This is a genomic window from Burkholderia sp. Tr-20355 (assembly GCF_017104685.1).
GTDB classification, from domain to species: Bacteria; Pseudomonadota; Gammaproteobacteria; order Burkholderiales; family Burkholderiaceae; genus Burkholderia; species Burkholderia seminalis.
In genome coordinates this window covers 16,204-37,494 of the sequence record NZ_JAAGPK010000078.1, presented here as the reverse complement: position 1 = coordinate 37,494, position 21,291 = coordinate 16,204, and the positions used below count along the sequence as shown (strand labels likewise).

20 protein-coding genes are annotated in these 21,291 nt (G+C 69.2%); 4 read left to right on the top strand and 16 right to left on the bottom strand.

Features of this window, described 5'->3' with window-relative positions:
* Positions 1-34 precede the first annotated feature (34 nt).
* The 6 genes from G3N62_RS20385 to kynB all read right to left on the bottom strand — a co-directional run bounded on the left by G3N62_RS20385 (position 35) and on the right by kynB (position 7,224).
* Positions 35-1,048 carry a sugar-binding transcriptional regulator gene (locus tag G3N62_RS20385; RefSeq protein WP_080287921.1) on the bottom strand — a complete coding sequence of 338 codons (1,014 nt, stop codon included), beginning with the start codon at positions 1,046-1,048 and terminating at the stop codon, positions 35-37.
* Between the two features lie 47 nt (positions 1,049-1,095).
* Positions 1,096-2,577 carry a xylulokinase gene (gene xylB / locus G3N62_RS20380; RefSeq protein WP_124670951.1) on the bottom strand — a complete coding sequence of 494 codons (1,482 nt, stop codon included), beginning with the start codon at positions 2,575-2,577 and terminating at the stop codon, positions 1,096-1,098.
* 83 nt (positions 2,578-2,660) lie between these two features.
* Positions 2,661-4,055 (bottom strand): D-arabinitol 4-dehydrogenase, encoded by a 1,395-nt coding sequence (gene dalD, locus G3N62_RS20375; protein WP_034190534.1) that lies wholly within the window; start codon positions 4,053-4,055, stop codon positions 2,661-2,663.
* Positions 4,056-4,311: 256 nt separating this feature from the next.
* Positions 4,312-5,235: a tryptophan 2,3-dioxygenase gene (kynA, locus tag G3N62_RS20370; protein ID WP_034190535.1), complete on the bottom strand. Its 924-nt coding sequence runs from the start codon at positions 5,233-5,235 to the stop codon at positions 4,312-4,314.
* 68 nt (positions 5,236-5,303) lie between these two features.
* Positions 5,304-6,554, bottom strand: a complete 1,251-nt coding sequence (kynU, locus tag G3N62_RS20365; protein ID WP_124609906.1) for a kynureninase — start codon at positions 6,552-6,554, stop codon at positions 5,304-5,306.
* A gap of 28 nt (positions 6,555-6,582) precedes the next feature.
* Positions 6,583-7,224 carry an arylformamidase gene (gene kynB, locus G3N62_RS20360; protein ID WP_034190537.1) on the bottom strand — a complete coding sequence of 214 codons (642 nt, stop codon included), beginning with the start codon at positions 7,222-7,224 and terminating at the stop codon, positions 6,583-6,585.
* A gap of 130 nt (positions 7,225-7,354) precedes the next feature.
* Between kynB and G3N62_RS20355 the strand changes: the two genes are divergently transcribed.
* Positions 7,355-7,855: an Lrp/AsnC family transcriptional regulator gene (locus G3N62_RS20355; protein ID WP_006477992.1), complete on the top strand. Its 501-nt coding sequence runs from the start codon at positions 7,355-7,357 to the stop codon at positions 7,853-7,855.
* On the opposite strand, the gene G3N62_RS20350 is transcribed toward G3N62_RS20355, so the two are convergent.
* The 3 genes from G3N62_RS20350 to G3N62_RS20340 all read right to left on the bottom strand — a co-directional run bounded on the left by G3N62_RS20350 (position 7,842) and on the right by G3N62_RS20340 (position 10,701).
* A complete protein-coding gene (locus tag G3N62_RS20350; protein ID WP_034190538.1) occupies positions 7,842-8,351 on the bottom strand; it encodes a flavin reductase family protein in 510 nt (169 codons plus the stop codon). The two genes, G3N62_RS20355 and G3N62_RS20350, sit on opposite strands and share 14 nt — an antisense overlap.
* 281 nt (positions 8,352-8,632) lie before the next feature.
* Positions 8,633-9,298 carry a hypothetical protein gene (locus tag G3N62_RS20345; protein WP_034190539.1) on the bottom strand — a complete coding sequence of 222 codons (666 nt, stop codon included), beginning with the start codon at positions 9,296-9,298 and terminating at the stop codon, positions 8,633-8,635.
* Positions 9,295-10,701 carry a selenium-binding protein SBP56-related protein gene (locus tag G3N62_RS20340; RefSeq protein ID WP_124670950.1) on the bottom strand — a complete coding sequence of 469 codons (1,407 nt, stop codon included), beginning with the start codon at positions 10,699-10,701 and terminating at the stop codon, positions 9,295-9,297. The genes G3N62_RS20345 and G3N62_RS20340 overlap by 4 nt, the downstream gene beginning before the upstream one ends.
* 589 nt (positions 10,702-11,290) lie before the next feature.
* On the opposite strand from G3N62_RS20340, the gene msrA reads away from it, so the two are divergent.
* Positions 11,291-11,851 carry a peptide-methionine (S)-S-oxide reductase MsrA gene (gene msrA / locus G3N62_RS20335; protein ID WP_034190541.1) on the top strand — a complete coding sequence of 187 codons (561 nt, stop codon included), beginning with the start codon at positions 11,291-11,293 and terminating at the stop codon, positions 11,849-11,851.
* A gap of 38 nt (positions 11,852-11,889) precedes the next feature.
* Here the strand turns inward: msrA and G3N62_RS20330 are convergent, their stop codons facing one another.
* The 3 genes from G3N62_RS20330 to pdxH form a co-directional block, all read right to left on the bottom strand.
* Positions 11,890-13,191 carry a DUF72 domain-containing protein gene (locus tag G3N62_RS20330; RefSeq protein WP_124670949.1) on the bottom strand — a complete coding sequence of 434 codons (1,302 nt, stop codon included), beginning with the start codon at positions 13,189-13,191 and terminating at the stop codon, positions 11,890-11,892.
* Positions 13,192-13,214: 23 nt separating this feature from the next.
* Positions 13,215-14,435, bottom strand: coding sequence for a cyclopropane-fatty-acyl-phospholipid synthase family protein (locus G3N62_RS20325; RefSeq protein WP_034190543.1), 1,221 nt, complete (start codon positions 14,433-14,435; stop codon positions 13,215-13,217).
* A gap of 121 nt (positions 14,436-14,556) precedes the next feature.
* The gene (pdxH, locus tag G3N62_RS20320) at positions 14,557-15,201 is read right to left on the bottom strand and encodes a pyridoxamine 5'-phosphate oxidase (protein WP_124670948.1); all 645 of its coding nucleotides are present in this window, start codon (positions 15,199-15,201) and stop codon (positions 14,557-14,559) included.
* A 128-nt stretch (positions 15,202-15,329) separates the two neighbouring features.
* Here pdxH and G3N62_RS20315 point away from each other — a divergent pair, with 128 nt between their 5' ends.
* Complete coding sequence (locus G3N62_RS20315; RefSeq protein ID WP_034190545.1) at positions 15,330-16,187, top strand: tRNA threonylcarbamoyladenosine dehydratase; 858 nt, start codon at positions 15,330-15,332, stop codon at positions 16,185-16,187.
* Positions 16,188-16,296: 109 nt separating this feature from the next.
* Here G3N62_RS20315 and trxA read toward each other — a convergent pair whose 3' ends face one another.
* The gene (trxA, locus tag G3N62_RS20310; protein ID WP_034190546.1) at positions 16,297-17,145 is read right to left on the bottom strand and encodes a thioredoxin; all 849 of its coding nucleotides are present in this window, start codon (positions 17,143-17,145) and stop codon (positions 16,297-16,299) included.
* A gap of 52 nt (positions 17,146-17,197) precedes the next feature.
* Positions 17,198-18,079 (bottom strand): pirin family protein, encoded by an 882-nt coding sequence (locus tag G3N62_RS20305; RefSeq protein WP_124670947.1) that lies wholly within the window; start codon positions 18,077-18,079, stop codon positions 17,198-17,200.
* Positions 18,080-18,306: 227 nt separating this feature from the next.
* Here G3N62_RS20305 and G3N62_RS20300 point away from each other — a divergent pair, with 227 nt between their 5' ends.
* Positions 18,307-19,185: an EamA family transporter gene (locus tag G3N62_RS20300; RefSeq protein WP_175028951.1), complete on the top strand. Its 879-nt coding sequence runs from the start codon at positions 18,307-18,309 to the stop codon at positions 19,183-19,185.
* 45 nt (positions 19,186-19,230) lie between these two features.
* Here the strand turns inward: G3N62_RS20300 and G3N62_RS20295 are convergent, their stop codons facing one another.
* On the bottom strand, positions 19,231-20,754 hold the full coding sequence (locus G3N62_RS20295; RefSeq protein WP_034190549.1) for an N-acetylmuramoyl-L-alanine amidase: 1,524 nt from the start codon (positions 20,752-20,754) through the stop codon (positions 19,231-19,233).
* A complete protein-coding gene (gene tsaE, locus G3N62_RS20290) occupies positions 20,736-21,287 on the bottom strand; it encodes a tRNA (adenosine(37)-N6)-threonylcarbamoyltransferase complex ATPase subunit type 1 TsaE (RefSeq protein ID WP_034190550.1) in 552 nt (183 codons plus the stop codon). The genes G3N62_RS20295 and tsaE overlap by 19 nt, the downstream gene beginning before the upstream one ends.
* Positions 21,288-21,291 lie beyond the last annotated feature (4 nt).

Sequence of the window (21,291 nt, the reverse complement as noted above, 5' to 3'; positions counted from 1 at the left end):
CCGCGCGCGGCCTAAGCGGGCGGCACCGGCGGCGTCAGGCCGCCTTCGCGGCGAGCGCGGCGCGCGCGCAGGTTTCGTCGGTGACGAGCCCCGACAGCCAGCCGCCGCGCAGCGCGGCGATCACCGCGTCATGTTTCTTCGGGCCGCCGGCGAACGCGATCGTCGGCAGCTTCGGCGGCGTCGCGAGTGCGACGCTCGTCACGCGCGCGCTGGTCGACACCGTGATCTGCGTACCCTGCGCGTCGATCGGCACGCCGAGCAGCTCGGCCACCGCGCCGAGCGCGGTCATCTCGTCGCGTTCCTGTTCGGTGATGAAGCCGTCTTCGTAGAGCGGGCAGTGCGGCCCGATGTTGCCGATCCCGACGAACGCGACGTCGGCCTGGCCCGACAGCGCCTCGACGATCCGGTACAGCCGGTGATTGCACCACTGCGCGCGCTCGGCGTCGCTGTCGGCGAACAGCGGCGCGGGCAGCAGGAAATGCTTGCTGCCGGTTTTCTCGGAGATGTACTGCGCGACGTCGTAGCGGTTCGACGAACCGTCGGCCGCGATCGCGCCGACCATCGACACGAGCCGGTGCTGCGGGCGGTCGATCTGCGCGATCTGCGCGACCGCGGCCTTCAGCGTGCGGCCGCTGCTGACCGCGATCACCATCGGCCGCGTTTCGTTCAGGTAGCGCTCCATTACCTGCGCGCCGGCGACCGCGAGCTTGCGGTCGATCGCGTCGGGCGCATCGGCATCGACGGGCACGACTTCGCACATCGCGAGGCCGTAGCGTTTCGACAGCTGCGCGCCGAGATCGAGGCAGTCGGCGAGCCGGTGATCGACGCGCACGCGGATCAGGTTCTTCTCGACCGCGAACGCGACGAGGCGCTGCGCGACCGGGCGCGAGACCTGCAGCTTCTCGGCGATTTCGTTCTGCGTGTCGCCCGCGACGTAGTAGAGCCACGCGGCACGGGTGGCGAGATCGAGTTTTTCTGAGGACTTGGACACGATAGCGATTCGGTTTGGATCAGGGGGCCGCCCCGCGGGCCGGCCGGCAGGCCGCACGACGGCGTCCACTGTAACGCATGTCGTGCGCCGCCCCGCGGTCGCGCCTACGCGAGCCGCGCGCGCGACGGTTCGTACAGCGGTTGCACGTGGCGGTACAGCGAGCGGAATGCATCGAGGCGTTCGCGCAGCCGTGCATGGCGGGCGGCGTCCGGCGCGTATTCGGCACGCACCGGCGGCTTGGTCAGCACCGTGTGCGGATCGCCGCCGACGGCCAGCCAGCCGAGCCGCGCCGCACCGAGCGCCGCGCCCGTTTCGCCGCCGCCGATCTGGCGCGTGCGCACGTTCAACGCGTCGGCGAGCAATTGCGCCCAGAACGCGCTGCGCGCGCCGCCGCCGATCAGCGACAGCTGGTCGGTTTCGACGCCGGCCGCATGCAATGCGTCGAGGCCGTCGGCGAGGCCGAGCGTCACGCCTTCGAGCACCGCGTAGCCGAGATGCGCGCGCTCGGTCGCATGCGTCATGCCGAAGAACACGCCCTGCGCATACGGGTCGTTGTGCGGCGTGCGTTCGCCGGACAGGTAGGGCAGGAACAGCGGCGCCGTCGCGAGCGCGTCGGCGTCGAGCGCTTCGACTTCGGCGAGCAGCGCGGGCTCGTCGGTGCCCGTCAGCTTGCAGACCCAGCGCAGGCAGCTCGCGGCCGACAGCACGACGCTCATCAATTGCCAGCGATCGGGAATCGCATGGCAGAACGCATGAACGGCGGACGCGGGGTTCGGCATGAAACGGTCGCCGACCACGCTCAGTACGCCCGACGTGCCGAGCGACACGAAGCCGTCGCCCGCGTGGATCGCGCCGATGCCGAGCGCGCTCGTCGCGTTGTCGCCGCCGCCGCCCGCGACCACGACGGCCTCCGACAGCCCGAGCGTGCGTGCGACGTCCGCGCGCAGCGTGCCGGACGGCGCGTTGCCCTCGACGATGCGCGGCATCTGGTCGCGCGTCATGTCGCAGGCGGCGAGCAATCCGTCGGACCAGTCGCGGCGCGCGACGTCGAGCCACAGCGTGCCGGCCGCGTCCGACGGGTCGGACACTTTCGCGCCGGTCATCCGGAACCGCAGGTAGTCCTTCGGCATCAGCACGCACGCGGTGGCGGCGAACACGTCGGGTTCGTGCTTCGCGACCCACAGCAGTTTCGGTGCGGTGAAGCCCGGCATCGCGAGATTGCCGGCCAGTGCATGGAGATCGGGCGCGCGCTCGGTGAGCAGCGCGCATTCGTCGGCGCTGCGCATGTCGTTCCACAGGATCGCCGGGCGCAGCACGCGATCGTCGCGGCCGAGCAGCACGGCGCCGTGCATCTGCCCCGACAGGCCGATGCCGCGCACCTGCGCGAACGCGTGCGGGTGCCGCTCGCGCAACGTGGCGAGCGCGGCGAGCGTGCCTTGCCACCAGTCGTCAGGATGCTGTTCCGCCCAGCGCGGATGCGGCCGCGACACGGTGAACGGCGTGCCGGCCGTGCCGACGACCGTGCCGTCGGGGGCCAGCAGCAATACCTTCACTTCCGAGGTGCCGAGGTCGATGCCGAGATACATGAGCGATCCGTTCCGTCAGTGGGGAGTCGCTACTTTAGCCGCGCGGCAGCGCACGTGCCAAGGCAGGTTCGCCCGGATGCGCGTCAGCGCTGCGCCAGCCATGCGTCGACCCGCGCGAGCGCGCCGCGCAGCGCCTCGAACAGCGCCGCATTGCCGGCGAGCGAGCCCCACAGCGCGCGGCTCGCGCCCAGCGCGACGACCGGGTCGTCGGCTTCGGCGATCGCCCGCGCGGCGCCGTCGTCCATCACGCCGTCCTGGTACGCATACGGCAGCAGGCCGCGCGCCCAGCGTTCGAGAAAGCGCAGGAACAACGCGGGCAGCACCGCGGTGGCCACCGGCGCCGCGCCGCGTGCGAACGATTCGACGAGCGTCGGCGCGATGAAGCCGGGGATCTTCGAGAAGCCGTCGGCCGCGACGCGCTGGTTGGTGTCGAGCACGTACGGGTTGCCGAAGCGTTCGAGCACGACGTCGCGGTAGCGCGCGAGATCGAGCGGGCTCGGGCTCAGGCACGGGATCACGTCCTGCGTCACGTAGTCGTGCGCGAAGCGGCGGATCGCCGCGTCGTGCGTGCCTTCGTGAATGTAGGTGTAGCCCGCGAGCGTGCCGGCCCACGCGATGCAGCTGTGCGTCGCGTTGAGGATGCGGATCTTCGCTTCCTCGTACGGGTGCACGTCGTCGACGAGCTCGGCGCCGGCCAGTTCCCAACGCGGCCGGCCGGCCGCGAAGCGGTCCTCGATCACCCACTGGATGAACGATTCGCCCATCACCGGGCATGCATCGTCGATGCCGGTGGCCGCGCGCACGCGTTCGCGCACGTCGGCGGTCGGGCGCGGCGTGATGCGGTCGACCATCGCGCTCGGCGTCGCGACGTGCGCGTCGAACCACGCGAGAAGGGCCGTTTCGCCGCGCCGTTCGAGAAATTCGCGCATCCCCGCGCGAAAGCGCGCGCCGTTGTTGCGCAGGTTGTCGCAGCTCTGCAGCGTGAGCGGGCCCGCGCCGCGCTTCACGCGTTCGGCGAGCAGCGCCGCGAGCGCGCCGTATAGCGTCGTGCGCGCGCCCTGCAGGTCGGCCGCCAGATCGGCGTTCGCGACGTCGAGCCGGTTGTGTTCGTCGAGGTAGTAGCCGCCTTCGGTGACGGTGAACGACACGATCCGGCAGGCCGGATCGGCGCCGGCATCGACCAGCGCGGCGAGGTCGATCGACCACGGCAGCACGCGCGTGATCGCGCGGATCGTCTCGTACGCGCGCTCGCCTTGCGGCGTGACGGTTTCGAGCGTGTAGGCGCCGTGCTGTGCGGCGAGCGCGTCCATCGTCGCGCGCATGTCGTCGCGGATGTTGCCGACGGTCAGCGACCAGCGTTCGTCGGCCGGGACGGCCGCGTTCACGCGATGCAGATACCACGCCTGGTGCGCGCGGTGAAACGAGCCAGCGCCGATGTGCAGCAGCACGGGCGCGCGGGCGGAGGGCGATTCGCTCATCCGTTGTCTCCTGTTCGTGCCAGTCTTCTCAGTCGAATACGATCATTTGCTCTTTATGTGAGCGAATGATCGTATTCGGGCGAGCGAAAGTCAAGGCGGGGAAACGGCATTTCGATGGTGCACTGCGGCGGCGTGGGCACGGCCCGGGAGCCGCGCGCGCAAAGGGCCGGATGGGAAAACGGTGTCGGCGGCGTGCGGCCGCATGAAGGCAGGGGGCGGCCCGCACGTCGTCGTGACGGCGGGCGCGTGACGGGCGTTACAGCGTGGTGCGCACGTGCCAGAGTTCGGGGAACAGCACGACGTCGAGCATCTTGCGCAGGTACGGCGCGCCGCTCGTGCCGCCCGTGCCCTGCTTGAAGCCGATGATGCGCTCGACCGTCGTCACGTGACGGAAGCGCCACTGGCGGAACGCATCCTCGAGATCGACGAGTTCCTCGGCCATCTCGTACAGCTCCCAGTGCTGCTGCGGGTGGCGATACACCTCGAGCCATGCGGCTTCGACCGTCTCGTCGTGCCGTGTCGGCTGCGTCCAGTCGCGATCGAGCCGTTGCGCCGCGATCGGGAACCCGCGCCGCGCGAGCAGGCGCACGACTTCGTCGTAGAACGACGGCGCTTCGAGCGTCGCGCGCACCTGTTCGAGGAGGTCGGGCCGGTGCGCATGCGGCTGCAGCATCTGCGCGTTCTTGTTGCCGAGCAGAAATTCGAGCTGGCGATACTGGTACGACTGGAAGCCCGACGACTGGCCGAGGTACGGGCGCATCGCCGAGTATTCGGACGGCGTCATCGTCGACAGCACGTTCCACGCCTGCACCAGTTGCTCGAGGATGCGCGACACGCGCGCGAGCATCTTGAACGCGGGCGGCAGCGCGTCGGTGCGCACCGCGTCGAGCGCGCCGCGCAGCTCGAACAGCGCGAGCTTCATCCACAGCTCGCTCGTCTGATGCTGGATGATGAACAGCATCTCGTTGTGATCGGGCGACAGCGGATGTTGCGCATCGAGGATCGAATTCAGCGACAGGTAGTCGCCATAGCTCATCGACTTCGAGAAATCGAGTTGCGCGTTGTGCCAGCCGGCATCGCCGGGCACGTGCGGCGCTTCGTGCGCGGCCGGTGCCGGTTGGGGGGCGCGTGCGCCCGAGAACGGGCAGCCCGCCGGCGCGTCGCCGCCGGGTGGCTGCATATGACCAGAATTCACGACTCTCTCCAGATTTGAATGACGAACGCGCGGCGCGCGCCGGGTAATGACGGTCAGGTCACCGCGCCGCGTTCGGCGAACTCGGGCGCCTTCCACGCGTCGGTGGCGAGGATGTCGCGCAGCGTTTCGACGGCGTCCCACACGTCGGCGAAGCGCGTATAGAGCGGCGTGAAGCCGAAGCGCAGCACGTACGGCTCGCGGTAGTCGCCGATCACGCCGCGCGCGATCAGCGCCTGCATCACTTCGTAGCCGTGCGGATGTTCGAAGCTCGCCTGCGAGCCGCGCTGGTGATGCGCGCGCGGCGTGACGAGCTTCAGCGACAAGCCCGCGCAGCGTGCTTCGACGAGCGCGATGAACGCATCGGTCAGCGCGAGCGACTTGCGGCGGATCGCCAGCATGTCGGTCTGCAGGAACACGTCGAGCCCGCATTCGACCATCGACATCGACACGATCGGCTGCGTGCCGCACAGGAAGCGCGCGATGCCCGGATCGGGCGCGAAGCCCGGCTGCATCGCGAACGGCGCGCGGTGGCCCCACCAGCCGGACAGCGGCTGCGAGAAATGCGCGTGATGGCGCTGCGGCACCCACACGAACGCGGGCGAGCCCGGGCCGCCGTTCAGGTACTTGTACGTGCAGCCGACCGCGCCGTCCGCGCGCGCGCCGTTCAGGTCGACCGGCACCGCGCCGGCCGAGTGCGCGAGATCCCACAGCATCAGCGCGCCCGCGTCGTGCACGAGCTGCGTGACGGCCGGCATGTCGTGCATGTAGCCGGTGCGGTAGTTCACGTGCGTGATCATCGCGACGGCCGTGTCCGCGCCGAGCGCGGCGGGCAGGTCGGCCGGATCGTCGATCAGGCGCAGCTCGTAAGCGCCGCCGAGCTGTTCGATCAGCCCCTGCGCGATATACAGGTCGGTCGGGAAGTTCGAGCGTTCCGACACGATCACGCGGCGTTCGGGCGCGCGCCCGGCCTGGTGGCGCAGCATCGCCGACAGCAGCTTGAACAGGTTGATCGAGATGGTATCGGTGACGACCGTTTCGCCCGGCGCGCCGCCGATCAGCGTCGCGAGCTTGTCGCCGAGACGGCGCGGCAGCGCGAACCAGCCGGCCGTGTTCCAGCTGCGGATCAGGCCTTCGCCCCATTCGGCGCCGATCACCTGCTGCGCACGCGCGGCCGACGCGCGGGGCTGCGCGCCGAGCGAGTTGCCGTCGAGGTAGATCACGCCGTCGGGCAGCGAGAACTGGTCGCGCAGCGGGGCAAGCGGGTCGTCGCGGTCGAGCGCGAGCGCGTCTTCACGGGTCTTGATCATGATGTGGGGTCGTGGGTCGGGGTAATCAGGAAGCATGCGCGGGCAGTGCGCGCAGCACCGCGCGCACGGGGCTCGCGTCGAGCGTCGCGAATTTCAGCGGCAGCGCGATCAGTTCGTAGTCGCCGGGCGGCACGTCGTCGAGCACGATGCCTTCGAGGATCGCCATCCGGTGCGCGCGCACGCGGTGATGCGCGTCCATCGTCTTCGATTCCTGCGGGTCGAGCGACGGCGTATCGATGCCGATCAGCTTCACGCCGCGGGCGGCGAGCAGGTCGACGGCCGCGGGCGCGACCGCGCAGAAATCGCTGTCCCACTGCTCGACGCTGGCGCGCGCACAGGTGCGCAGCAGCACGCGCGGCGGCACGCCGTCGAGCGCGGCCGCGATGTCGGCCGGCTGCACGACCGGCGATGCGCCGATGCAATGGATCACGCGGCACGGGCCGAGATAGGTGTCGAGCGGCACGGCGCCGATCGGCGCGCCGTCGGCGTCGTAATGCAGCGGCGCATCGCAGTGCGCGCCGGTGTGCGGCGACAGCGTCACGCGCGCGACGTTGACCGGCGAGCCGGCTTCCATCCGCCATACGCGTTCGACGGAAACCGGCGTATCGCCCGGCCACACGGGCGTGGCGGGGCTGACAGGCGGCGAGATGTCCCAGAGGGTGTCCATGGCATGACGAATCGGTGAGTCGATGCTTCGAATGATAGGTGGACGCTCGCAGAAAGTGCTTGCGAAATAAACATGGACAATCCGCCGGATTGGCAGATAATTCGACTGAGAGGGAAAACGGGGACCAAAAATGCACGCGATCACGCTCGATGCCACCGACTGCCGGATTCTGGCGGTACTGCAGGAGGAGGGCAGAATCAGCAATCTCGACCTGGCGGAACGCATTTCGCTTTCGCCGTCCGCCTGCCTGCGCCGCATGCGCCTGCTCGAGGAGCAGGGCGTGATCGAGCACTATCGCGCGTGCCTGAGCCGCGAGAAGCTCGGCTTCGAGCTCGAGGCGTTCGTACAGGTGTCGATGCGCAACGAAGAGAATCAATGGCACGAGCGCTTCGCGGAAGCGCTGCGCGAATGGCCGGAGGTGGTCGGCGCGTTCGTCGTGACCGGCGAGAGCCACTATCTGCTGCGCGTGCTCGCGCACAACCTCAAGCACTATTCGGATTTCGTGCTGAACCGGCTCTACAAGGCGCCGGGCGTGATGGACATCCGTTCGAACATCGTGCTGCAGACGCTGAAGGATGAAGCCGGCGCGCCGGTCGGGCTGGCGCGCACGGGGGCGATCAAAGCGGTGTGAGGCCGTGGAAGCCGCCGCCGTGGAACACCAGCGGCGGGGTCGCGTCCGATACCGCACGCACGCCGCAGCGTTCGACTTCGCCGACGAAGATCACGTGGTCGCCTTCGTCGTAGCGGCTGCGGTTGTGACATTCGAACCACGCGAGCGCGCCGTCGAGCACCGGCATCCCCGAGTTGCCGGCCGCATGCGCGATCCCTTCGAAGCGGTCGCCCTTGTAGGTCGAGAAGCGCTTGCACAGGTCGAGCTGCGACGCCGCGAGCACGTTCACCACGTAATGACTGTTGCCGCGGAACACGGGCGTCGACGCCGATTTGTGCGCGAGACTCCACAGCACCAGCGGCGGATCGAGCGAAACCGAGTTGAACGAGCTCGCGGTGATGCCGATCAGCTGCCCGGACGGTGCGCGCGTCGTGATCACCGTCACGCCCGTCGCGAACTGGCCGAGTGCCTGCCGGAAGGCGGTCGCGTCGAAATCCGGCGGGTTGGCGCGGCTCATCGGGCCACCATCCGGAACGAGACAGGCAGGCGCGGCGCGACGCGGGTGGCGCGGGCACGGCGGACGAAAGGCGACAAGGCGGTCGATTGGGAAGGGGTGCGCATGGCCCGATTTTAGCGGAATCGGGGCTGGCGGGCCCGGCCGGACGGCGCATCGCGGGGGCAGGGTGGCATAGCGAACACTGCGTCGCGCGGCGGGATGCGCTGCCGCGGGCGGGCGGCCTGGCCGTCGTGCCCGTTCGGGTGCCGCGCCGGCGCATCCTGCCGGCCGGCGCCACCGCGCTATCGCGCCGCCGCCAGTCCGAGCGACAGCGCACCCGTCACGATCAGGCTCGATGCCCACACGGCATCGAGATTGAACCAGCTCCGCGACACGAACTTCAGCCCGAGATAGCGGTACACGAGCCATGCGAGCCCGCCGCCCGCGGCGATCATCGCGGCCGCGTGCACGGCCGCGACGACGAGTGCCATCCCGAGATGCGCATCGACGAGCACGGTCGCGGCGCGGTGGCCCGCATCGCGGTCGAGGCCGCACAGCCCGAGGTAGACCGGCACCAGCATCAGCCCCGCGCCGTGCGCGATCGCGACCGCGAACGACCACAGGCCGAGCCGCGCCGGCGGGATTCGCGCGAGCGCACGCGGGTGCCGGCGCCGGATCAGCAGCACGGCGCCGAAGCCGATCACGAGCGCGCTCGCGCCGATCCGGATCGCCGACTGCCACGCGAGCAGCGCGGCGAGCAGCCCGAACGGCAGCATCACCGCGAAGACCGCGAGCGCATGGCCGAGCGCGAGATAGCCGAGCGCCGCGACGAGCGCGGTGCCGCGGCGCGTCATCAGCGCGTTCGATACCGCGAGCGGCCAGCCCATCGCGGGATTGAGCCCGTGATAGACGCCGCTCGCGAGCACGGCCGCCCACAGGGCGACCTGCGCGTGCAGGCCGGCGTTCAACGCCCGACCGACGGATAGCAGAACGAGTCGGTCGAGCAGTCGCCGCCTTCGAGCCGGATCTGGTGCGCGCGATAGCCGTCGGGGAATTCGACCCAGTAGTCGTCGGCGAGCGTCAGCCCGCCGTCCGGCCCCGCATGCGCGAGCACCTGCGCGCCCGGCACGCCGTCCGGATAGAACTGGTCGTCCCACGTCGAATACAGCGAATTGGTCCAGTACACGCGCCGGCCGTCGCGGCTGATCTCGACCATCTGCGGGCCGCCTGCGAACCGGCGGCCGTTCGTGTGCGGCGCACGGCGCGCGATGCCGCCGATGCGTACCGACCCCGCGAGCACCGGATTGTGCGGATCCGACACGTCGTACTGGCGCATCTCGCCGGTGCCCCAGCACGACACGTACAGGAAGCGGTCGTCGAGCGACAGGTCGATGTCGGTCACGAGCGGCGGCACCGCGCCGAATCCCTGCAGCAGCGGCGGCAGCTCATCGGCCGTGGCCGGCTCGGCGGGAATCGTCGCGGTCTTCTTCACATGGAACTTGCCGTCCTCACGCCACCAGGTCCAGATCGAGCCTTCGAGGTTGGTCGTATCGACGACGACGCCGACGAACCCGTATTCGCGCGCCGGGTCGTGCGCGGGCCGTACCTCCAGCGCCATCTGGTGCTGCGCGCCGAGATCGATCGTCTGCACGTTGCGCCGCGCGCGCAGGTCCCAGAAATGCAGCCGGTGCCCGTACTTGTTCGCGAGCAGGTCCTCGGGGACGATGCCGTTCTCGAACTGCGGCGGCAGCGCCCATTCGCTCGACACCATGTAGTCGCGCGGCAGGTTCCACCAGAAGTCGTAGTGCTTGTCCTGCGAGCCGCGGTCGATCTCCCAGCGGCCGAGCACGTCGAACGTCTCGCAATCCATGATGAAGATGCCGGGCGCGCCGTCGGTGCCGTCCTTGCCCGCGCCGCCGAGCGTGCTCACGTAGATGCCTTCGGGGCCGCAATGCACGGTGTGCGGGCGCGAGTAGCCGGTCTTCGCGAAGATCTCGTCGGGCTCGATGATCTTGTGGATGCGCGCCTGCGTCGGGTGCGGCTTCGTATCGATCACGTAGATGCGCGACGAGCGCAGGCCCGGGATGATCAGGAAGCGGCGCTCGAGGAACGCATGGCCGGTCAGCGGCGACAGCGACGACGAGCACGCATTCCAGCCGAAGTGGTGAAACTCGTCGCCGGTGTTCGGCATCGTCACCGTATGCACGATTTTTCCGTAGGTCGGCGATCCGGGCTTCACGTCGATCACGGCGAGCGCGTCGGGTCTGGAAAAATCGGGGCTCAGCAACAACGTATAGGCAAATTCCTCCGCCGGCGCCTGCATCGCAAGCTCGGGTGAAGCATGAAACGTCGGGTCAGGCCGCATGCTCATGGTGATGCCCTCTCGATGGGTTCGGATCGTGAACGCACGGCCGTTCGTTGCGGGCGTGCGGGTCGGGATGGCCGCGCGGCGCGCATCGTGCCGGCGGATGCGATCGGCAGGCGGACGCACGTGTCGGTGCCACGCGCGTTGCCATGCATCAGATCGTGAAAGCGGGGAAAGCCGGTAAAGGCAATACGCGGGATCGCCGCGCCGGGGGCGGGACGGACGCGTGGCCTGGCGTTGGTACGGTGGAAGCGGCGGCCCGCGGCGCGACGCCGGCCAGGCGGGCGACGCAGGCGAATTCTGTTAAGGCGTGCATATCGATGTTCCGGCAGATGATGTTTGCATCAGGGTCGGGCATGCATCGGGCGCTGCGTGCGCGGCGACGGGTTTGCCGCCGCTCGCGCGTGCCTCAGTGTAGACGAGAAACGTGCGGCGAGTCGCGCGCGGCACCTGTGCAATCTGCCAGGTTCGCGCGCGAGTGAGATACTTGCCGGAGTGTCGCCGTGCCCCGCATCGCGGGCCGCGCGGCGGCGGGATGGAACGGCGGCAGCCGGCACGGGTGTGCCGCGGCCGTCATCAACGAGGGTCTGAATTCATGGGGAACGAGATGCTTGAAACCGCGACTTTGGGAGGCGGGTGTTTCTGGTGCACGGAGGCCGTGTTTCTCGACGTCGACGGCGTGACGGCCGTCCAGTCGGGTTATGCGGGCGGCCATACGCGCAATCCGGGCTACCGCGACATCTGCGAAGGCGACACGGGCCACGCGGAAGTCGTCAACGTGACGTTCGATCCGGCGCGCATCGCGTATCGCGAGATCCTCGAGATCTTCTTCGCGACGCACGATCCGACCCAGCTGAACCGGCAGGGCAACGACGTCGGCACGCAGTACCGGTCGGTCGTGTTCACGCATTCGGATGCGCAGCGCGACACGGCGCTCGACGTGATCCGCGAGCTCGAGCGCGAGCAGGTGTTCGGCCAGCCGATCGTCACGCAGGTCGTGCCGCTCGACGGCAACTACTGGCCGGCCGAGGACTATCACCAGAACTATTACGCGCGTAACCCGGGGCAGGGCTACTGCTCGGTCGTGATCGGGCCGAAGCTCGCGAAATTCCGGCAGAAGTTCTCGCACCGGCTGAAGTCGCTGCGCGGCGCGTAAGCGGGTAGCCGGCCGGGCCGGGCGTTACGCCCCCTCCGTTACGCCGCCTCGTTGCGCCACTGCGCGCACGCGGCGGCGATTTCGCGCGCGAGCGCGATGCACGACAGCGGCGCGGAGCCTTCCGCCTTGTTGTTGATCGTGATGATCACCGGCTGCCCGGCCAGCGCGTAGCGCGCGGCCAGTTCGGCGAGCGCCGAGCGCGTGGCCGGATCCTCGTCGACGAGTTTGTCGAACGGCTCGTATTTCGCTTTCGCCTGTTCGTACTTGAAGCCGCCGTGCAGGCTCCAGCGCACGATCAGCGGGCCCGGTGCGTCGCCGTCGAGCAGCGCGAGCGCGGCGGCCTGGCGCAGCGGGTCGGGCATTCGCGCGTGCAGCCCGACGCAGTAGCGCACGCCGAGCGACGCGAGCGCGCGGATGAAGCGCGGCGTGAGCAGGCTCGCGTCACGGATCTCGATCGCATAACGCGGGCCGTCGGCTGCCGGCGCGAGCGGCGGGAGCGCCGCGAAGAACGCGGTCAGCCGGTCGATCAGCGCGGCCGGTTCGGCAAGCAACGGGTCGGGCAGCGGCGAGAACTGGAACACGAGCACGCCGGCTTTCCGGCCGAGCCCTTCGAGGCATGGCTGCACGAATTCGCGGGTCGCGAGCGCGGCGTCGAGGAAGGTCGGGTTCGGTCCCGACGGTTCGCCGCGGCGGCCGCGGATCACCGCGTCGGTCACCGAGGCCGGCGCCTTCACGACGAAACGGAAGTCGTCGGGCACCTGCTGCGCGTAGCGCAGGTAGTCGGCCACCGACAGCGGGCCGTAGAACGACCGGTCGAGGCTCACGCTCCTGAGGAGCGGATGCGCGCCGTACGCTTCGAGCCCTTCGCGCGACAGCTTCGTCTGCGCGAAATCGCCGTCGTAGACGATGCCGTTCCAGCCGGGGAAATACCACGACGACGTGCCGAGCCGGACGTTCGGCGGCAGGCCGGCCGCGGCGTCGGCAACGTCCGCCGAGATCGGCGCGGGCAGCACGCCGCGCTTGCGCCGGCCCTTCTTCGGCGGCGCGGCGGGCGGCGACGGTTCGTCCCACAGCAGCCCCGAGGACGGTGCCGGTTCGTCGTCGGCCGCGCGGGAGGGGGCCCGGGCACGCGGTGCCGGCGGCGCTTCGTCCTGCGCCTGCGGCGTCACCGGTTCATCGGTGCGGGCGGGGTGGGGGGCGTCAGTGGGTGACGGCGACGCGCGTGCCGCGTCCGCCGGCACGCCGAACAGGTCGAATTGCCCGTCGGCGTGCGACCCGTCCGTGTCGTCGCGCTGCTGTCGTTCCGGCGGCGTCTTGCGCCGCGTCCTGCCGTCACCCATGCATGCCCAGCGTGAAGCGCCGCCTAGCGCGGCAGCGCGTGTTCGTACATATAGCGCCGCGACCACGGCAGCGTTTTCGCGCTGCGTCCGGCCTTGCGGCACACGATCTGGAAGATCGACACGTCGTCGTGCTCGAATGCATACGCGCAGCCGGCAAGATACACGCGCCAGATGCGGAATTTTTCGTCGTCGACGAGGGCTTTCGCCTGGTCGGCCTTCGCCTCGAAGTTTTCCGTCCAGATGTCGAGCGTGCGCGCATAGTGCCGGCGCAGGCTTTCGACGTCAACCGCTTCGAGCCCGCCGCGCTGCGCCGCTTCGAGCGCGAGGCTGATGTGCGGCAGCTCGCCGTCCGGGAACACGTAGCGGTCGATGAATTCGCCGCCGCCGAGCGCCGTCTCGCCGCTTTCCGCGTCGGTCGACGTGATCCCGTGGTTCATCGCGATGCCGTCGTCGGCGAGCAGGTCATGGATGCGCGAGAAGTAGAGCGGCAGGTTCTTGCGGCCGACGTGCTCGAACATCCCGACGCTCGTGATGCGGTCGAACTGGCCTTCGATCTCGCGGTAATCCTGCAGACGAATCTCGATCCTGTCTTCCAGCCCCGCGGCCTTTACACGCGCGGTCGCCAGGTCGAACTGGTTCTGCGACAGCGTCACGCCGAGACACGTCGCGCCGAACTTCTGCGCGGCGCGCAGCACGAGCGCACCCCAGCCGCAGCCGATGTCGAGCAGGCGCTGGCCGGGCTCGAGCTGGATCTTCGTCAGGATGTGGTCGATCTTCTTGATTTGCGCGGTGGCGAGATCCTCGTCGCCGTTCTCGAAGTACGCGCACGAGTACACCATGTTCTCGTCGAGCCACAACTGGTAGAACGCGTTCGAGACGTCGTAGTGGTACTGGATCGCCTTCTTGTCGGTGCTCTTCGAATGATTGAAGTAGCGTTTCACGCGCGCGAGCTTGCTCGCGCTCGTCACGGTGCTGCGGGCGAGCGAGTAGCCGATGTTGATGATGTCCGACAGCTTGCCTTCGATGTCGATCTTGCCCTTCACGTACGCCTCGCCGAGATTGTCGAGGCTCGGTTCGAGCAGCAGCGGCAACGCCGACGCGCTGTTTACCTTCAGCGTGACCTGCGGTGCGCTGAAGGTGCCGAAATCGAGTTGCTCGCCGTTCCACAGCACGAGGCGCGCCGGTATGTTCGCTTTCGCCCGTACTTCGTCCGCCCACTGTGCCAGCTTCTTTTCCCAGAACATTTGGATTCTCCGTTTGTTCGTTGAATCGAATACAGCCAAGTATCTTGACCGGCGCCCGCCGCTTGCGAAGCGGGCGCCCGGATGCAACACGAGACACGACCGGCGTGCGCCGGCGCCGCGCTTACGGCGACAGGCGCGAGATCGTCCAGCCCGCCGCCGTCGAGGCGTCGCGCGTATAGAGCAGGCGGTCGTGCAGCCGCGACGGGCGCCCTTGCCAGAACTCGATCGAGTCGGGCACGAGGCGGTAGCCGCCCCAGTGCGGCGGGCGCGGCGGGTTGTCGCCGTAGCGTTCGCTGACGGCCTGTTCGCGCGCTTCGAGCGTCGCGCGGCTGTCGATCACGGTGCTCTGGTCGGACGCCCATGCGCCGATGCGCGAGCCGAGCGGGCGCGACGCGAAATAGCGGTCGCTTTCTTCCGCACTGGTTTTCTCGATCCGGCCTTCGATGCGCACCTGGCGTTCGAGCTCGATCCAGTAGAACAGCAGCGCGGCTTGCGGATGCACGGCGAGATCGTGCCCCTTGCGGCTTTCGTAATTGGTGAAAAAGACGAACCCGCGCTCGTCGACGCCCTTGATGAGCACGATCCGCGCCGACGGCCGGCCGTCGGCGCCGACGGTCGCGAGCGTCATCGTGTTCGGCTCGGGCAGCTTGGCGGCGAGCGCCTCCTTGAACCAGCGATCGAACTGGGCGAAAGGGCTGGGGGCGGCATCGGCTTCGTCGAGCGAAGCGCGTGAATAGTTGATGCGGAGATCGGCGAGAGTCGTCATGTTATGCAAACGCTTCAATCTGGGGCCAGTATAGCGAACGCGCGGGAATCGTGCGTGCACAGTGGCGCGTGCGAGCGGGGAGTTCAGGCAAAATAGAGGGCTGCACGACTTACGTTTTCCTTGCTGCCATGTCCGCTGCCGACGCTGCCCCGCCCAGTTCTTCTGATCTTACCCCGACCCCGCAAATCCAGCTTGACGTGGATCGCGCGCGGCGCTTCGGCGGCGTCGCGCGCCTGTACGGCGCGCCGGCGGCCGCCGCGTTCGAGCGCGCGCACGTCGCGGTGATCGGCATCGGCGGCGTCGGGTCGTGGGTGGCCGAGGCGCTCGCGCGCAACGCGGTCGGCACGCTGACGCTGATCGATCTCGACAACGTCGCGGAAAGCAATACGAACCGGCAGATCCACGCGCTCGACGGCAATTACGGCAAGCCGAAGGTCGACGCGATGGCCGAGCGGATCGCGTTGATCGATCCCGCGTGCCGTGTGAACCGGATCGAGGATTTCGTCGAGCCCGACAACTTCGACGCGCTGCTCGGCGGCGGCTTCGACTACGTGATCGATGCGATCGACAGCGTGCGCACGAAGGTCGCGCTGATCGCATGGTGCGTCGCGAAGCGGCAGCCGCTGATCGTCGTGGGCGGCGCGGGCGGCCAGCTCGACCCGACGCGCATCCGCATCGACGATCTCGCGCTGACGATCCAGGATCCGCTGCTGTCGAAGGTGCGTGCGCAGTTGCGCAAGCAGCACGGTTTTCCGCGCGGGCCGAAGGCGCGTTTCAAGGTCAGCGCCGTGTATTCGGACGAGCCGCTGATCTATCCGGAAGCGGCCGCGTGCGACCTCGAGGACGGTGCCGAGCCGTCCGCGGCCGCGCATGTCGCGGGGCTCAACTGCGCGGGATTCGGCTCGAGCGTGTGCGTGACCGCGAGCTTCGGGTTCGCGGCCGCCGCGCATGCGCTGCGCGCGATCGCGGCGCGGGCCGCCGGCTGAGCGCGCGACGCGCGCGCATCGACGGTTGAGGGTGCGGCGCGGGTCGTGCGCCGCAAGCGATCCGGCGTCCGGCCGGGCCGTGGCGGCCCGGCTGAATCGCCGTATCGGGTCAGTTGAGCGCCATGCTCAGCTTGCGTCGCCACCCGGCGACGAGATCGGGGCGATCGCCGGCCAGCTCGAACACCGAGATCAACGTGCGGCGGCCGAGATCGTCGCCGTACGCGCGGTCGCGCTTGACGATTTCCAGCAACTGCTCCACCGCGCCTTCGTACGCGCGCCGCGCGATCAGGCTCTGCGCGAGGTCGAAGCGCGCGTCGAGGTCGGCCGGGTTCGCCGCGATGCGGGCTTCGAGCGCGTCGGTCGGCGGCAGGTCGGCCGTGGCGTCGAGCGCGTCGAACCGGGTCTTGATCGCCTGGTAGCGCGGATCGCCGTTCTGCACCGTTTGCGGCGACAGGCGCTCGGTCTCGGCACGCGCGGCGTCGACCTGGTTGTGCGCGAGCAGCAGTTCGATCAGGTCGAGGCGCGCGTCGTCGAAGCCGGGGTTCAGCGCGAGCGCCGCTTCGAGGTGCGTGAGCGCATCGTCGTAGCGCTGCTCGGCGATCGCGTATTGCGCGGCGCGGCGCTCGGCTTCCTCGGGCGCCGGCAGCAGCCGGTCGAGGAACGCGCGCAACTGGCCTTCGGGCAGGACGCCGACGAATTGATCGACCGGGCGGCCGTCGGCGAACGCGATCACGTGCGGGATGCTGCGCGTCTGGAAGTGCGCGGCCAGTTCCTGGTTCTCGTCGACGTTGACCTTCACGAGCTTCCAGCGGCCTTCGTAGTCGGCTTCGAGCTTTTCCAGCAGCGGGCCGAGCGTCTTGCAGGGGCCGCACCACGGCGCCCAGAAGTCGACCAGCACGGGCGTGTCCAGCGACGCCTCGATGACGTCTTTCTCGAAAGTGGCAAGCGTGGTGTCCATGTCGTTCTCTTCGGTTCGAATATCGTCAGGATGGGGGCGGCGCGCCCCTTTTTCAACGCGGCTTCGACTCGGGCAGCGGAATCCACTCGGTCTCGCCCGGCACCTTGCCCAGTTCCTGGCGCGTCCACGCTGCTTTCGCGCGCTCGATCGCGTCGCGGCTGCTGGCGACGAAATTCCACTCGATGAAGCGTTCGCCGTCGATCTTGTCGCCGCCGAGCAGCATCGCGCGCGCGCCGCTGCCGCTCGTCAGCGTGACCGTGGCGCCCGGCGCGAGCACGGCCATCTGTTCGGCCGGCACCGGCGTGCCGTCGATCGCGAGCTCGCCGTCGACCACATAGACCGCGCGCTCCTCGTGCGACGCATCGAGTTCGAGCCGGCCGCCGGCCGCGAATTCGGCCGCGACGTACAGCGTGCGCGAGAACGTCGTGACGGGCGAGCGCAGCCCGAATGCGTCGCCGGCGATGACCGTCAGCGCCACGCCGTCGTCGTTGCGCTTGGGCAGCGTGTCGGCCGCATGGTGCTCGAACGACGGCTCGGTCGTCTCGTGCGCCTGCGGCAGCGCGACCCAGGTCTGGATGCCGTGCACCGTGTGGCCGCTGGCGCGCTGTGCGTCGGGCGTGCGTTCGGAGTGGACGATCCCTCGGCCGGCCGTCATCCAGTTCACGTCGCCCGGCACGATTTCCTGCAGCGAGCCGAGGCTGTCGCGGTGCAGGATCGCGCCGTCGAACAGGTAGGTGACGGTCGCGAGCCCGATGTGCGGATGCGGGCGCACGTCGAGCCCCGTGCCGGCCGGCAGCGTGGCCGGCCCCATGTGATCGAAGAAGATGAACGGGCCGACGAGACGCGCGGCGAGTGCGGGCAGCGTGCGGCGCACCTGCAGGTTGCCGATGTCGCGCACGTGCGGCTTCAGCAGGGCTTTGATCGAGTCGGTCATGGCGGCTCCAGTGGGGCGGCGGGGGATGCCGGTCATTGTACTGGGCGCCCGCCGTCGATTCCATGCGCGCCGCGCGGGTATCGGGCCGCGCGGCGAAACCCGGTAGACTGACGCGCTTCTCGGGAAAACGCCGGGCCGCCCCAGGTTTTCCCGACCCCCTCGGGGGCTGGCGCGAAGCGACAGGACGGGGGCTTTGCACAACGATTCGAATCGAGGAGACGCCGATGATGGCCCCGAAGGACTTGCTGCTCGCGCTGGTCGTGATCCTTGCGTGGGGTGTGAACTTCGTCGTGATCAAGGTCGGCCTGCACGGGATGCCGCCGATGCTGCTCGGTGCGCTGCGCTTCACGCTGGCGGCCGTGCCCGCGGTGTTCTTCGTGCGTCGGCCGCGGATTCCGTGGCGCCTGCTGGTGTTGTACGGCGCGACGATCCAGCTCGGCCAGTTCGTGTTCCTGTTCACCGGCATGTACGTCGGCATGCCGGCCGGCCTCGCATCGCTCGTGCTGCAGTCGCAGGCGTTCTTCACGCTCGTGTTCGCGATGCTGTTTCTCGGCGAGCGGCTCCGTGTGCAGAACCTGGTCGGGCTCGCGATCGCCGCCGGCGGGCTCGTCGTGATCGCCGCACAGGGCGGCCGCGCGATGACGCTCGCGGGCTTCCTGCTGACGATCTGCTCGGCCGCGATGTGGGCGTTCGGCAATATCGTCACGAAGAAGGTCGGGAAGGCGAACCTCGTGTCGCTCGTGGTGTGGGCGAGCCTCGTGCCGCCCGTGCCGTTCTTCCTGCTGTCGCTGTGGTTCGAGGGGCCGCAGCGCATCGCGACCGCGCTCGCCGGGCTCGACCGCGCATCGATCTTCGCGGTCGTCTATCTCGCGTTCGTCGCGACGCTGCTCGGCTACGGGCTGTGGAGCCGCTTGCTGTCGCGTTACCCGGCCGCGCAGGTCGCGCAGTTCTCGCTGCTGGTGCCGGTCGTCGGGCTCGCGTCGTCGGCGCTGCTGCTCGACGAACATCTGACGCGCACGCAGCTGATCGGCACCGTGCTCGTGATGGGCGGGCTCGCCGTGAACGTGTTCGGCGGGAAAGTGCTGCGCCGCTTCGCGGCGTCGTGACGCGCCGGCACGCCACGCGTGCCGGCGGCAGGGAAGGGGCAGCCGTCAGGCCATCCGGTTCTTCGCGAGCGGCGGATTCGCGGCGAAGTAACGCTTGATGCCGCGGAAGATCGCGTCGGCCATCTCGTCGCGATAGCTGTCGTCGTTGAGCCGGCGTTCTTCGTCGGGGTTGCTGATGAACGCGGTCTCGACGAGGATCGACGGAATGTCGGGCGCCTTTAGCACCGCGAACCCGGCCTGCTCGACCGAGCCCTTGTGCAGCTTGTTGATGCCGCCGACTTCCTTCAGCACGTAGTTGCCGTAGCGCAGCGAGTCGCGGATTTGCGCGGTCGTCGACATGTCGAACAGCGCGCGGTTCACGGCCGCGTCCGCCGTCTTGATGTTGATGCCGCCGATCAGGTCCGACGAGTTCTCCTTGTTCGCCATCCAGCGCGCCGCGGCGCTCGTCGCGCCGTGGTCGGACAGCGCGAACACCGACGAGCCGCGCGCGGACGGCGTCGTGAACGCGTCCGCGTGAATCGACACGAACAGGTCGGCGCCGACGCGGCGCGCCTTCTGCACGCGCACGTTCAGCGGTACGAAGAAGTCGGCGTCGCGCGTCATCATCGCGCGCATGTTCGGCGCGCCGTCGATCTTCGCGCGCAGCTTCTTCGCGATATCGAGCGCGATGTGCTTCTCGTACGTGCCGGCGCCGCCGATCGCGCCCGGATCCTCGCCGCCGTGGCCCGGATCGATCGCGACCGTCAGCAGGCGTACCGTGCCGCCCTTGCCGGATTTCGGCGCGGTGAACTTGTAGGTGTCGCCGTCGTCGTCGCTGTCGTCGCGGCGCGCGATGACGGGCGGCGGCTTGACGGCCGGCTTCGGCGGTGCCGAAGGCGTGCCGGCGGCCGGCGGCGTGTGCGGCGCGGCCGGCGTGTTCTGCGCGAAACGCTGGAAGAACGCGTCGCTGTTGTCGCCCGTGGAGGGCGGCGTGCCGGGGCCGGACAGCGTGGTCGGCGGTTGCATCTGCTGCGCGCGCGTCGTGTCGTTGAGCGCCTGCTCCTTGCGTTCCGTCTGCGCGATCAGGTCGGACAGCGGATCGGGCGCGACGGCCGGATACAGGTCGAACACGAGCCGGTACTTGTAGGTGCCGACGGGCGGCAGCGTGAACACCTGCGGCTTCACCGAGCCCTTCAGGTCGAACACCATCCGCACGACGTGCGGCTGATACTGGCCGACCCGCACCGACTGGATCTGCGGGTCGTTCGGCGCGATCTTCGACACGAGGTCGCGCAGCGCCTGGTCGAGATCGAGGCCGGTCAGGTCGACGACGAGACGGTCGGGACCCTGCAGCAGCTGTTGGCTATTCTGCAGCGGCTGGTCGGATTCGATCGTGACGCGCGTGTAATCGCGCGCGGGCCACACGCGCACGCCGAGCACCGACGATGCGTGCGCGAGCCGCGGCGCGACGAGACCGAGCACCAGCGTCGACGCACCCGCGCGCAGGATCTGGCGGCGCCGCCAGTTGTGCGTCGCGGTGGCCGCCGATTCGATCGAGCGGAACGGTTTGATCAACATCTTTCGAGACATGCCTTTCCTGAAGCGCTGTACGCCCGGACGGTGAGGGCGCGGCCGTCGCCATCCACGTCGAGCGAGAAAACCAGATCGGGCACGCCGAGCAGGGCGCCCGCCTGTTGCGGCCATTCGACGAGGCAGATCGCGCTCGAATTGAAATATTCGCGAAAGCCTGCGTCGGACCATTCGGCCGGATCGTTGAATCGATACAGATCGAAGTGATAGACCTCGAGTTCCCCGTCGCTGCGTTCGAGCGCGTACGGCTCGACGAGCGTGTAGGTCGGGCTGCGCACGCGGCCCTGATGGCCGAGGCCGCGCAGGATCGCGCGCACGAGGGTCGTCTTGCCCGCGCCGAGATCGCCGACCAGCTGGATCTGGAGCCCGTCGAACGCATGCGCGCGATCGAGCGCGATGCGCGCCGCGTCGAGCGCGTGCGCGAAGCGGGTGCCGAATGCCTCGGTCGCCGCTTCGTCGGCGAGTGCGATCACGCGCTCCGCGAGCGGGGCGGGCAGCGTGGTGGCGTGAGGCGTATGGGACGTGGCTGGCATTCTC